This is a genomic window from Myxococcus virescens (genome assembly GCF_900101905.1).
GTDB lineage: Bacteria > Myxococcota > Myxococcia > Myxococcales > Myxococcaceae > Myxococcus > Myxococcus virescens.
The window spans coordinates 716521-730006 of record NZ_FNAJ01000002.1 but is presented as its reverse complement, the minus strand read 5'-3'; the positions used below and the strand labels follow the sequence as shown (position 1 = coordinate 730006).

General features: G+C 68.1%; 8 protein-coding genes. 6 read left to right on the top strand and 2 right to left on the bottom strand.

What is annotated here, in order from left to right; genetic code table 11:
* Positions 1 to 31 precede the first annotated feature (31 nt).
* The 4 genes from BLU09_RS09720 to BLU09_RS38710 all read left to right on the top strand — a co-directional run bounded on the left by BLU09_RS09720 (position 32) and on the right by BLU09_RS38710 (position 3966).
* Positions 32 to 538 carry a GNAT family N-acetyltransferase gene (locus tag BLU09_RS09720; RefSeq protein ID WP_090488509.1) on the top strand — a complete coding sequence of 169 codons (507 nt, stop codon included), beginning with the start codon at positions 32 to 34 and terminating at the stop codon, positions 536 to 538.
* 129 nt (positions 539 to 667) lie between these two features.
* The gene (locus BLU09_RS09715) at positions 668 to 1390 is read left to right on the top strand and encodes an endonuclease III domain-containing protein (protein ID WP_090488507.1); all 723 of its coding nucleotides are present in this window, start codon (positions 668 to 670) and stop codon (positions 1388 to 1390) included.
* Positions 1391 to 1855: 465 nt separating this feature from the next.
* Positions 1856 to 3478 (top strand): sigma 54-interacting transcriptional regulator, encoded by a 1623-nt coding sequence (locus tag BLU09_RS09710; protein ID WP_090488505.1) that lies wholly within the window; start codon positions 1856 to 1858, stop codon positions 3476 to 3478.
* A 44-nt stretch (positions 3479 to 3522) separates the two neighbouring features.
* The gene (locus BLU09_RS38710; protein WP_167371062.1) at positions 3523 to 3966 is read left to right on the top strand and encodes a hypothetical protein; all 444 of its coding nucleotides are present in this window, start codon (positions 3523 to 3525) and stop codon (positions 3964 to 3966) included.
* A gap of 96 nt (positions 3967 to 4062) precedes the next feature.
* Here the strand turns inward: BLU09_RS38710 and BLU09_RS09700 are convergent, their stop codons facing one another.
* A complete protein-coding gene (locus BLU09_RS09700) occupies positions 4063 to 7698 on the bottom strand; it encodes a serine/threonine-protein kinase (protein ID WP_090488503.1) in 3636 nt (1211 codons plus the stop codon).
* A 451-nt stretch (positions 7699 to 8149) separates the two neighbouring features.
* On the opposite strand from BLU09_RS09700, the gene BLU09_RS09695 reads away from it, so the two are divergent.
* Positions 8150 to 9631 carry a LamG domain-containing protein gene (locus tag BLU09_RS09695; protein WP_244171579.1) on the top strand — a complete coding sequence of 494 codons (1482 nt, stop codon included), beginning with the start codon at positions 8150 to 8152 and terminating at the stop codon, positions 9629 to 9631.
* A gap of 54 nt (positions 9632 to 9685) precedes the next feature.
* Here BLU09_RS09695 and BLU09_RS09690 read toward each other — a convergent pair whose 3' ends face one another.
* A complete protein-coding gene (locus BLU09_RS09690; protein WP_090488489.1) occupies positions 9686 to 10960 on the bottom strand; it encodes a phospholipase D-like domain-containing protein in 1275 nt (424 codons plus the stop codon).
* Between the two features lie 141 nt (positions 10961 to 11101).
* On the opposite strand from BLU09_RS09690, the gene BLU09_RS09685 reads away from it, so the two are divergent.
* Complete coding sequence (locus BLU09_RS09685) at positions 11102 to 13435, top strand: acyl-CoA dehydrogenase family protein (protein WP_090488487.1); 2334 nt, start codon at positions 11102 to 11104, stop codon at positions 13433 to 13435.
* Positions 13436 to 13486: the final 51 nt, after the last annotated feature.

Here is a 13486-nt window from a genome sequence, read left to right as displayed (position 1 = left end):
ACCTCGGCCCCGGCTGTGAAACGTTGCGCGCATGAGCACGGAAGAGCTGACGCTGCGACGCATCGAATCGAGGGATGACGCGGCGGTGGCCGGCATCATCCGGACCGTGATGCCGGAGTTCGGCGCGGACGGCCCTGGCTTCGCGATCCACGACCCCGAAGTGTCGGCGATGAGCGCCGCCTACGCCCGCCCCCGGCACGCCTACTTCGTCGTAGAGCGGGCGGGGCGAGTCATCGGCGGCGGTGGAATCGCCCCACTGGAAGGAGGAGACACGGGCGTCTGCGAGCTGCGGAAGATGTACTTTCTCCCCGAAGCCCGGGGCCTCGGTCAGGGCGAGCGCCTGCTCCGACGCTGCCTGGAGTTCGCACGTGAAGCGGGCTTCCAGCGCTGCTACCTGGAGACGCTGGCGGGAATGCAGCAGGCCCAGAAGCTCTACCGCCGCATGGGCTTCGAGCCGCTGTGCGCGCCCATGGGCAGCACGGGCCACTTCGGCTGCGATCACTGGTACGCCCGGGATTTGTCAAAGCCGCTCGACTGACGAAGACGGACGGCCCCCTGCCCTGCCAGCGGCCCTTCGTACGGCCCAGGGCCTCGTCGCGCCCGCGTCCCCAGGTTTGGGGCGGGAGGCAGCACATGACGAGCATCCATCCCGCGGAAGGCGCGCGCCATGCCTGACCGGCGGGCGCCCACGAAGCCCGGCCGCGTCGTGGAACCACCGCCCCGGCCGGACAAGAAGCCCTTCGACATCGACGAAGTGCTCGGCCGCATCCGAGAGGCGGTGCGCCACTTCGCGGACGCGGCGATGTTCGCGCTCGCTGCCCGAGGCCATGACACGCTCTTCGAGCAGCTCGTCGCCTGCATCCTCTCCATCCGCACCCGCGACGAGGTGAGCCTGCCCGTCTCGCTCGCCCTGCTCCAGCGCGCCTCAACGCCGGAGGCCCTGGCGCGCATGTCGCCGGAAGACATCGACGCCCTCATCCAGCCCGTCACCTTCCACGAAGCGAAGTCCTGGCAACTTCACGCCATCGCCACGCGGGCGCAGGATGAATTCGGAGGCGCGCTGCCGTGTGATGCCCAGGTGCTCCAGTCCTTCAAGGGCGTGGGCCCCAAGTGCGCGCACCTGGCGCTGGGCATCGCCTGCGGGCACGAAGCCATCAGCGTGGACATCCACGTCCATCGGGTGACGAACCGCTGGGGCTATGTGCAGGCGCGCACGCCGGAGGCCACCATGGAGGCGCTGGAGGCCGTGCTCCCGCGCGCCTGGTGGGTGGAGCTCAACCGGCTGCTGGTGCCCTTCGGCAAGCACGTCTGCACGGGCACGCGGCCGAAGTGCTCCACATGCCCGGTGCTGAGCTTCTGCCGGCAGGTCGGCGTGAGGGACGCGCGCTGACGCTACCGGTCCTGCCCCACGAGCTGTGTCGCCCGGCGGGCCAGCCGCTGAGCGCCTCGCGGCCCGCGCTGCGGTGCTCGCCGCTGCCTACGCCGCTCACCCTGAGCGATTCCCCCGCGGTGCCCCCATGCCGAAGACACCGCCAATCGTCGTTTGGAAAAACGAACCCGCGCAGTCGTCTCTCGAACGCACTGTCTCACTCGCGTTGACAGGTTCCGCGCGTCGCGCCGCAGCCAAGGCGCTGGCGTGCGCCACCTCGACGGTGGTGATGGTTGTAATAGGCAGAGATTTCCCCCGGATGGCATGGAGACTTCTGGCCTCGTGCACGGCTCGCTTGCTCGCCTCGACGCGCTCATGACGCAGCGAGCGAATTTTGGATAGGCACAGGTGACAGGGTATTGGACGACCTCAGCACTTGAGCCCTTGCGGGTGCAATTCATTGAGCATTGAGATAAATTCGCACGGATGTCCCGTCCCAGCGTCCCCCCTCCCCGTGCGCCCGCGAGGACCTCGGACGTGTCCACGGCCTCCGAGTCGGTTCCGTGCGGACAGCGCCCGTCGGCGCGCCCGATTCCAGCGTTGACGCTCATCTCGCACACCACCGTCACCCGCCTCGGGGAGAGGCTGCTGCTGCACGGACTCCTCGCCGGCCGGGAGGTCCCGCTCTCCCGCAATGCCCCGGACTTCTGCCGCCCGGGCGAGCCGCTGGGCCTGCCCCTGGGCGACCCCTTCATGAGTCGCAAGTCGATCCTGTTCGTCCCCGCGGGAGCAGGCCTCCGCGTCGTCCTGGGCGAAGTGGGACGATGCACGTCAGCGGGTGAGCCACTCCACGGGGCCCGCGAATTCGGTCCCACAGAACTTGAAAGAGGAGTCCCGCTGGAGTTCTCCAGGCGGACGGGGGTGCTGCTGCACCTGGCCCCTCCCCCCGAATCAAACGCAACATCCGCCCTGGGAATGGTGGGAGAAAGCGCCGCCATCCATGCCCTGCGCCGACACATCGAGCGCGTCGCCGACCTGGATGTGCCCGTCCTCATCCGGGGCGAAACCGGAACTGGCAAGGAACTGGTCGCCCGGGCCCTCCACGAGCGGAGCCAGCGCCGAGGCCCCTTCGTCAGTGTCAACCTGGGCGCCCTCCCGAAGGAACTGGCCGCGGCCGAACTCTTCGGCAGCGTCCGGGGAGCCTTCACCGGTGCCCAACGCGACCGTGAGGGCCTCTTCCAAGCCGCGGAGGGCGGCACGCTCTTCCTCGACGAGGTGGGAGAGGCCTCATCCGACGTACAGGTCATGCTCCTCCGAGTGTTGGAGACGGGGGAGCTGTACCCGGTGGGGGCCAGCAAGCCCGTGGCGACGAACATCCGCCTCATCGCGGCCACGGATGCGGACCTGGAAGCGCAGATCGCCGAGGGGCGCTTCCGGTCTCCCCTCCTTCACCGGCTGGCCGGCTATGAGCTCCGGCTTGCCCCTCTCCGCGAGCGCCGGGAGGACATCACTCCACTGTTCCTCCACTTCGCCCGCCAGGAGTTGGACGCGCTCGGAGAGGCCCACCACCTCACCGCGAGAGACCCTCATGCACTACCTTGGATGCCATCAGACCTGGCGGCGCAGCTCCTGCTGCATCCCTGGCCGGGTAACGTCCGTCAGCTCCGGAACGTCGCCCGACAGCTCGTCATCGGCAGCAGGGGTCAGCCCTGCCTGGAGCTTGATGCACGCCTCGCCCAGGAGTTGAGGCTCGACCTGGCGCCGCCGGCCCGGCCCTCCGCCTCCGCCGTCCCCCCGAAGCGTGAGGTTGCGGCCCGTCGCAAGTCCACGGACGTGGGCGAACAGGAACTCCTCGTGGCCTTGCGTGCGCACGACTGGGACGTCAAGAAGGCCGCCCACCACCTGGAGATCGCCCGCTCCTCCATCTATGATCTCATCGAGCGCAGCCCCAGCATCCGGCTGGCTGGAGACCTGAGCGTGGAGGAGCTCACCCACGCCTTCCACGCGTGCCAGGGCAACCTGGATGAGATGGCGCGGCGCCTGGAGGTGTCCAAACGGGCTCTGAACCGGCGTGTCAAGGAACTGGGGCTGTATTCGAAGGAGTCCTGAGCGGACGGCCTCACACCGCCTCAATGGCAGACCAGGAGACGACCATGCAGCCCGACAGCATCACCATCGACTTCAAAAAGAACCCTAAACCAGAACCGAAGACAATCGCGGTCCTAGACGGCACCAGGATAACCTTCAGGATCATACTCCCTGACGGCTTGAAGCTGACTCCAACAATCACCTTCTGCGAGACCGACCCCGATGCCTGCATCCTGACAATCAATGATCCCACCCACGCCTTCGCCTTCACCGAAGAAACAAACACATACGAACACGACGTCGTTCCTCAGATAGACAAAACCAAGGCCCCCACCTCCCAAGATCAATTCATACGCAACTATGTCGTCAAACTCGTGGAAACCGTGCCCCCCGAGTACCCTCTGAGAGACAGGGTGGAGAACCGCCCTTCAAAAGGGGAACCCCCCACATCCTCTGGGAAAATCGAAGTATCAGGCGGTCCTGGCTCAGAACTTCCCTCTCTGGTCTAGCCACCGCTCCCGAGGTACGCCCCACGCTCGCGGCACGACGTTCCATTCTCACGCCAGTCAGCCGCGGACGTGGCGGAGGGCGACGCAAGCACTGGCTCAGGGGCATGCGGCAAGCCGCTGAGCGCCAGCGAGTGGACCGCCCCACTCGTTGGAGAGGTTTGAATTGTGCGTGAGCGCCTGGGTCAGCTCATCCAGGGATTCGCGCCTCCAGGTGCACAGGTCCCCGGGGGGCTCGGCTTCAACCCACTCCAACCTCAAACCGGCCCGCAGGGCGCGGGCCGCGGCCCAGTCGGGCCGGAGCTTCAGCGCTTGCTCGGCGTGTTCGAGGCCCCGCAGAAGGAGCGGGCCGTTTTCACGACCCGTGCGCTTCTGGTGTTCCGCCCACCGTCGGTAGAAGCGGCCAGCCTCCAGGCGATATTCCGGGTCCTCCGGAGAGAGCGTGAGGGCCCTGTCGAAGGACTTCGCCGCCGCCTCCATGGCCTCGGTCTGGAGCGGCCCGCGCTGTGCCCTCCAGTGCGCCTGGAGGGCCTGCGCCTTGCCAAGCTGGAGCCAGGGCTCCGCCTCCAGGGAGTTCACCTCCAACGCGGCGTGGAGTTCCTTCAGGGCGCGAGCGATGGCAGCCCCGGGGTCTCGCCCTTGGTCCGACTCGACGCGGGCCTGGATGACATGCACCGTGCCGAGGAGGACCCGCAGCCACACGGCCCCCGGCATCCTCTCGGAGGCTTGTCTCAGTGCCTCCCTTGCCTCATGCGTGCTCGAAAGTGGCGACTCGCCAAGCGCGAGCAGGTAGTTCGCGCGCCGGACGAAGAGAGAGCCCAGGTTCGCATAGGCAAAGCCCTGTCCGGGCGCGACAGCGATGGCCTGTTCGAAGCACGTCCGAGCCTGCTCCAGCGCGGGCAGGGGATCCTCACCCCGGTTCCAGGAATCCTCGGCCCGCAGCAAGTGCACCACGCCCATTCCGTTATGGAAGTTGGGGATCCGGCGGTTGATTTCAATGCCACGCTGATACTGCTCCAATGCATGCGCCAGGACGGGTCGCGGGTCCTCGCCGCGACGACCCCGCCGCCGAGCCAACTGCTCGTCGACCTGCCCCGCATAGAAGTACAGCGCCATATGCTGGGGGTTGAGGGCCCGAGCCTCCTCGAGTGCCGCTGCCGCCCGCCGCAGGTCCTGCTCCGCCTCCGCATTGAGTGGACGGGATGCTCGTGAAAAAAACGCACGCCCCAGGTTGATCCAGTCCTCGGGGACACGATTGTCCAAGGCGATGGCCGCCTCGTAGGCCAGGATGGCTTTGTCCCTGTTCCCGCCGGAATCCCTCCCGATCTGCTCCTCGTAGTCCGCCCACGTCGTGAAGACGAGACCTGAATCGCCGTGGTAGGCGCGGTCCCGGTGCGCCACGTCGATGCTCGCGAACAACGCGGCGGCTTCGCCGAGCAGCGCGCGTGGGTCCTCGTCCTTCTCGATTTGATAGCGCGCTTGGAGCCAGGTGCTCCGAGCCAGATTGAATGTGGCCGCCGGAAGCCCAGGCGCCACCAAGAGGGCACGCCGCGCTGCCTCCAGTGCCTTCGCGAGAGGCTCCTCCCCATCGCCCCCATGGGTGAGCCGGTGCTCGGCCAGGCGGTGGTGCGCGCGCGCCATGCGGATCAGACACTGGGCGTCGTCCGGAGCAATGGTGAGACAACGGGAGAGCGCGTCCAGGGAACGGTGGTACGCAGGCATCACATCCCCCCTGCCATACAGCTCCATGACCATCGCATCGTTTTCGAGCAAGGCCAGGGACCGGTAGACGGCGGGGTCGCTTTCAGCGGTGGCGATGGCGGCGGCGTAGGCCTTTCGACCGGCTTCGAAGCTCGCTCGGGCTCCCTCGGGATCTCCCCCGTTCCAGCGTTTGAAAGCCTGTGCCGCATGGACGTCCCCGCGCAGCATGGGCAGCTCGTGAAACCAGGGCAGCTCGCTGGCAGCGCGATCCGCCAGGAGCAGGGCGTCATCGAAGCGGCCCTCGTAGAAGGCGACCAGCGCCGCCACGTATTCCCTCGAGGGCACCTGAGCGCCTTCACTCTGCTTGAACCACGCGAGCGCCGGATCCCGGTAGAGGCGCTCCGCTTCACGCGTCGCGGCCTCCCGCAGCGCCGGCACACGGATCCGCTGCGCCTCCAGGAGTTGCTGCTGATAGCGCCGCCCGCTCACCAGCGCGAGCGCATACGCGGCCCGGGGCGAGCGAAAACCATTGCGCCAGGAGGACTCCAGGAACTCCAGGGCCTTCGCCTCGTCTCCGAGCGCGAGGTGGCCACGCCCCAGCGCATGGTGCCCAGGGCCCAGCGCCTGCGGACCGGAGCGCTGGATCTCTGCCTCCAGTTCGGCCATCTGGGCCTGGAGTGCCCGGCGGTCCTGCCGGATGTCATGCAGCCGCGAGAGCGCGGAGTAGCGGCCCCTGGACTCGATGCCCTCCACCAGCTCGGTGAATCGCTGGACGATTCGCTCACGCTCGGCGGCCTCCTGGCGGGCCCGGATGCCCCAACCGAGGGCCCCTCCCGCCGTGACCAGCGCGGCGGCGCCCACCGTGGCCAGGAGCCGGTGTTTGCGCAGGCGCTTGCGCAGGGAGTACGCGAAGCTCGTGCGTGCCAGCACCGGCTCGCCGCCCAGGAAACGCTCCAGGTCATCCGCCAATGCACGCGCCGAGTCGTAACGGGCGTCGCGATCCTTCTCCAGACACTTGAGGGCAATGGCCTCCAGGTCCGCCGGGAGTCCTGGAGCAAGCAGGCGCGGCGCGCGCGGCTCCTCGGTGGCGATGCTGTTGAGCACTTCCAGGCCATTGGCCCCAGGGATGGGGACCTCGCCGGTGAGGAGGAAGTAGAGGGTGGCCCCCAGGCTGTAGACATCCGCGCGGCGGTCGAGCCCGCTCACCTCTCCGCGAGCCTGTTCCGGGGCCATGTAGTGCGGCGTTCCCAAGACGGCGCCGCTGGCCGTGACGGACGCGTTCCATTCACGCGCAAGACCGAAGTCCATCACATAGGGCCTGGGAGTCCCGTCGTCGGAGGACTCCACCATGATGTTGGAAGGCTTGATGTCCCGGTGGATGAGCCCGACGCGGTGGGCCGCATGAACACCCAGAGCAGCCTCGCGCATCACCAGTGCCTTCTGCTCGATGGTGAGCGAGCGCACCTGAGCGCCGAGCGACTGGCCGTCGATGTACTGCATGGCGATGAAGACCTTCCCCCCGACGTGGCCCACCTCATACACTTGACATACGCGCTCGTGTTTCACCTTGGCCTGGGCACGGGCCTCGGAAACGAAGCGGCGAGTGTGCGATTCCTCGTCGCGGACGAACTTGAGGGCGACCTGTCGGCGCAGCCGTGGGTCCCAGGCCAGGAACACACGACCCATTCCGCCCTGTCCCAGGAACCGCACGGGTTGGTATCGCTCCCACCCGGGGAGCGGGAAAGCAGGGACGTCGGCGTCCCCCGGGGCCAATGCCTGTTCAGCCCGGACCGGGTCGGCCGTAACGGTCTGCTCGGGAGAGGGCTGCTCACCTGACAGGCGCTCCTCCAGGACAAGGTTCTCCCGCAGCAGAGAGGCAAGTGTCTCTTCCGAAACCCGGCCCCGCTCCTGAAGCAACTTCAGCGGGCTTCGTCCCAGGCGTCGCGCATCCTGAAGCAGGGCCGCCGCCTCCTCGCGGGACAGGATCCCCTCGTCAATCGCGAGCCAGATCTCCGTCTCATCGTCACGATTCATCGATGGGCACCTCAAAGAGAGTGGCGCGCAAAGCCAGCGGCCGTCTCAGTTGAAGGGCCCCGCGCTCCCCGGTCGTTCCTATATCACGAGGTCTCTTCTCAGAAGAGACACGGGAGCCGCTTCGGTCCAAGGAGTGCTCGCGGCATGTCGCCGACATGTCGCCGGACTGTCGAGACATCCCCCTGGGGCGCAATCACCCTACCAACGCGTGCGCTGGCGGAGACGCGCCACGCCCCTTGATGGAAGCGTGAGCAGTCCGATTCGGAAGCGAAGCTCGAGTGGGCACGAGAGGTGCAAACACAGACTTACGCCTGGTGATTCCACCACGCATTGCCGCTCCCTTGCCCCTCTTCAGGTGAAAGCCATGAGAACCATGTCCGAATTCAGCTCGCGAAACTCCAAGCCGCGCGGAGGGAGGGACGCACTCCGCCACGCCACGAAGGTTTCCGCCATGTTGGCGGGAGTCCTCGGTCTGGTGGGGTGCACGCCCGAGCAGCAACTCCAGCTCGAGCAAGACGCGTTGAGCAGTTCGCGTGCGGGCCTGACGCTGGGCGGTTCGAGCCTCCTCCACCGCTACAGCTTCACCGCCGGCGGGACCGACTCGGTGAGCGCGGCGCATGCCACGCTCGAGGGGGGTGCCACGACCGTCAATGGCGAGGTGATTCTGAACGGAGCGGGGGCCTATGTGAACCTGCCCATCACCGGGACCCTCGCCAGCCTCCAGGATGCGACCTTCGAGGCGTGGGTGAAGTGGGATTCCGCCTCGGGGCAGACATGGGCGCGCATCTTCGACTTCAACGATGGCGTTTGGAACAAGTCCCTGGTTCTCACCCCGCGCAATGGTGGCCTCGATTCGGGGCCGGCGGTCAATACGCCACGCTTCAGCATCTTCAGCCCGGCCATCAGTGGAGAGGAGCAGGCCACCAGTGCGACCGAGTTCCCAACGGGCGCGCTCACGCACGTCGCAGTGACCATGGACAGCGTCGCGAGGGTCAACCGCCTGTACATCGACGGCGTGCAGGTGGCTCAGACCACCACCCCTACCGCGCTCACTCCGGCGAGCCTGGGCACGCTCGCGAATGCGTGGTTGGGTCGTTCCGCCTACTCCGCGGATCCATTCTTCAAGGGCTCGATCTCCGAGTTCCGCGTTCACGGCGCTGCGCTGTCGTCGAATGACCTCACCGCCAGCTACCAGGCTGGCCCGGATACCGTGATGGCGCCTGGCACGGAGCACGTGGTCATCTACGGGCGAACGGACGTCGCGGGCATGGCCGCGGACACCACGAGCGTGTACTGGGTCGAGAACCGAACCTGCGGCCAGGTGATGAAGGCGTCGCTCTCCACAGGTAGAGCGCAGGTTCTCGCCTCCGGCCGCGAAAACCCGAGCGCCGTGACCACGGATGCCACGTTTGTCTACTGGGTCGAGAACGGCACGACCATCTTCAAGATGCCCGTCAATGGCGGGAGCATCACATCCCTGGCCTCGGGGCTATCGGGGATTGGCCAGCTCGTCACGGATGGCGCGGAACTCTTCTGGACCCAGGGAGGCTCCATCCTCCACATGCCGGTCCAGGGCGGCACGCCTGCCATTCTCTATACGACGGCCCTGGCTGGCCCCCTTGCAGTGGATGGTCATCATCTCTACTGGATGCAGCCGGGCGGCACCATCGTGAAGGCAGCCAGGCCCGGCGGCCCTGCTTCATCCCTCTGGAATTCGTCGAACTCCACCACGGGTATCGCCAGCGACGGAACGGACCTCTTCATCGCGGAGAACCTGAGTCCATACGACATCCTCCGGCTCCCGGTAGGAGGGAGCCAGTGGGCGCTAGCGTTTGCCGTCAGGTACGGCAACATCACGAGCCTTGCCGTGGGGCCCAACCGCGTCGCCTGGTTCGACCCCAGCCTCGGTGCGATTCTCGCCAAGGGCAAATAGAGCACGCTGACACAGGGCCGGCGGGGGGAGGCCCACCGGCGGCCGTTCCCCTCGCTACCGGTCCTGCCCCACGAGCTGCGTCGCCCGCCGTGCCAGCCGCCGCCAGGGGTTGGTGCGGCCCCCATTCTCCAGCGTGATTTCCTTCGAGTGCCGCAGGTCCCTGGCCCAGCACCGCGCCAGCTTGCGGACGAAGGACGCGTCGTGGATGACGAGCGAGCCCTCCTTCAGCTTGTTGAGCGACAGCGAGTCCATGTTGGTGGAGCCCACCACGGCGAGCCAGTCGTCCACGAGCAGCGTCTTCGAGTGCAGCATCGACGGCTGGTACTCCCAGATGCGCACGCCCGCGGCCAGCAGCCGCTCGTACGTCGAGCGCTGGGACGCCCTCATGATGGGCACGTCATGGTTGGGCCCCGGCCCCAGGACGCGAATCTCCACGCCCTGACGGCACTTCTCCTCCAGCTGCTCCAGAATCGCGTTGGGCGGTGAGAAGTACGCGTTGGCAATCCAGATGCGCTCACGCGCGGCGCCAATCACGATGCGAATCATTCGCTCCGCGTCGGTGAGGCCCAGCTTGCCCGCGCTGTCGATGAAGCCCGCGGCGCAGGGGCCCGCGGGTTCCGCTTCCGGAAAGGCGCTCGGTGGAATCAACCCGCCACCCGACTCCTGCCAGTGCCGGGAGAACGACAACTGCATCCGGCGCACCTCGGGGCCCTCCACGCGGATGTGCGTGTCGCGCCACTCGTCCGGCTTCAGGCCGTCGCCTTCCCACACCTTCCAGATGCCGAAGCCGCCCGTGTAGCCAATGCGCCCGTCGACGATGACGAGCTTCTGGTGACTGCGCCCCAGCAGACGGCCCAGCACCTTGCCCGCAAGGAGCCGGAAGTAGTGGACCTCCACCCCGGCGTCCGTGAGCACCTTCTCCACCTTCTGGTCGAAGTCACGGTCGCCGCGAATCTCCTCGCTGCCCACCGGGTCCACCACCACGCGGCACGCCACGCCCGCCCGGGCGCGCTCCACCAGCGCCTCCACGACACGGTCCGACAGCTCACAGGGCCGCCAGATGTACACCAGGACATGGACGCTGCTTTGGGCGGCGCGGATGTCCGCCAGCATGCGCTCGAAGACCGCGCCGTTCTCCAACAACTCCAGCGCGTGTCCGGGAATCAGCCCCACGCCCGTGGACTGATACAGCGCGAAGGAGAAGGCCTCCGGCCCCGGCGGCAGCGTGAAGGGCCCGTGCATCTCATGTCGCGCACGCTCCACGCTCCCCGAGAAGCCCAGCGCCCCGGGCTTGGGAATCAGCGCCTCCAGCTCCTGCATTTCATCCATACGGGCAAGCTAGGGATGCCTCCCTCCGCTTGGAATGCCGCGCCTGCCCGCCTGCCTTGGGCCCGACGCATGCTTCCCGTTGCCGCGCGGCGGCAGGCTGGCCACACTGCGCCCGTCCTCGAGCCTCCAGGAGCGCCAACCATGGTGGATGACACCCGACCGACAGCCCACGAGCTGCTGTCCCTTCCTCGACTCGCTCCGCTCGTGCCCATGCTGTACGTGGCCTGGACGGATGGGGAGCTCACGCCAGAGGAGATTCGCGCCATGGGCTCCGCCGCCCGCGCGCAGCCCTGGTTGGACCTGCGTGCCAACACCGTGCTGGCGCGCTGGCTGGACCCGCTGGTGCCGCCCAGCCCCGGTGAGCTGGCCCAGGTGCGCGAGCACATCCGCCGCACCGCCGAGCGACTGTCCCACAGCGAACACAACAACCTCGCCGAGCTGGGCGCGCGGCTCGCCCAGGTGGGCAACGGCGACGAGGGCCTCCCCGCGCCCATGCCGGAGCTGACGCGCGCGCTGGCGCAGCTGGAGGCGTCCCTGGGCGTCTCCGGCAGCGAGGCCGTCCGCGCGCTCGTCCCCGCCGCGTCCCCCAGCCGCGCCCATGAGGGCACGCCCACCTCCTTCGACCCGGAGGCGCTGCGCGCCGTGCTGGACCGGACCTATCCGGAGACGCGCGCCCAGGTGCGACAGTGGCTGGCGGACCCGGCCTTCCGCTACACGGACACCCGCGACACCGCGAAGTACCGCGACAAGGTGCTCGCCTGGCTCAAGGCCATGGCCGACCACGGACTGGGGCGCATCGCCTTCCCCGCGGACAATGAGACGAGCGCGGACCTGGGCGCCTTCGTGACCGCCTTCGAAACGCTGGCCTATTTCGACCTGAGCCTCGTCATCAAGGCCGGCGTCCACTTCGGCCTCTTCGGCGCCAGCATCCTCTTCCTCGGCACCGAGAAGCACCACCGGAAGTACCTGCCCCAGGTGGCCTCGCTGGAGCTGCCCGGCTGCTTCGCCATGAGCGAGCTGGGCCACGGCTCCAACGTCCGGGACGTGGAGACGGTGGCCCGCTACGACGCGGAGGCCGGCGAGTTCGTGGTGCACACGCCGACGGAGACGGCGCGCAAGGAGTGGATTGGCAACGCCGCGCGGCACGGGCGCATCGCCACCGTGTTCGCGCAGCTCGAGGTCGGCGGCCGGGCGCTGGGCGTCCACGCGCTGCTGGTGCCACTGCGCGACCTGACCGGGAAGGTGCTGCCCGGGATTCGCATCGAGGACTGCGGCGAGAAGATGGGCCTCAACGGCGTGGACAACGGCCGCATCTGGTTCGAGCACGTCCGCGTCCCACGGGAGAACCTGCTGGACCGCTTCGGACAGGTGAACGCGCAGGGCGAATACACCAGCGCCATCACCGGCGACTCCAAGCGCTTCTTCACCATGCTGGGCACGCTGGTGGCGGGCCGAGTGAGCGTGGCCGCCGCGGCGCTGAGCGCGGCCAAGAGCGGGCTCACCATCGCCGTGCGCTACGGCGACCTGCGGCGCCAGTTCGGCCCCGCGGGCGACCAGGAGTTCCGCCTGTTGGACCACCAGGCCCACCAGCGGCGCCTGCTCGTGCCCCTGGCCAAGACGTACGCCATGGACTTCGCGCTCGAATACCTCGTCGAGCGCTACGTGAAGCGCACCGAGGAGGACGCGCGCGAGGTGGAGTCGCTGGCGGCCGGCCTCAAGGCCTACAGCACCTGGCACACCACCGCCGTCCTCCAGGAGGCGCGCGAGGCGTGCGGCGGCCAGGGCTACCTCCAGGCCAACCGGCTGGCGGCGCTCAAGGCGGACACGGACGTGTTCACCACCTTCGAGGGCGACAACACGGTGCTGATGCAGCTGGTCGCCAAGGGCCTGCTCACCGGCTACCGGCAGCGCTTCGAGGACGACCGCGTCTTCGCGGTGCTGAAGCTGCTGGCGGACCGGGCCACCGCCGTGGTGGACCGCAACCCCTTCGCCGCGCGGCGCACCGACAGCGACCACCTGCGCGACAACGACTATCACCTGCGCGCGCTGCGCTTCCGTGAGGACGAGCTGCTGGCCACCGTGTCGCGGCGCCTGCGCAAGCGGCTGAGCGCGGGCGTGGAGGCCTTCGAGGCCTTCAACCAGGTCCAGGTCCACCTGCTGGAGCTGGCGCACGCCCACGTGGAGCGGCTGGTGCTGGAGCAGTTCCTCGAGGGCGTGGCCGACGTGAAGGACCCCGGGTTGAAGACGGTGCTGGGACGCCTGTGCGACCTCTACGGCCTGTCCTGCCTGGAGTCCGCCAACGGCTGGTTCCAGGAGCACGGGTGGCTGGAGGGCACCAAGGCGAAGGCCATCCGCAAGGAGGTGACGCGGCTGTGCGCCGAGCTCCGCCCGGACGCGGTGGCGCTGGTGAACGCGTTTGGAGTACCGGACACCTGCCTCGCCGCGCCCATTGGATTGGGCCACCTGTCGCCATGAGGTGAACGTTTGAGGCAGGCGGCACTGCCCGCCTGCCTCCCCTATGCACAG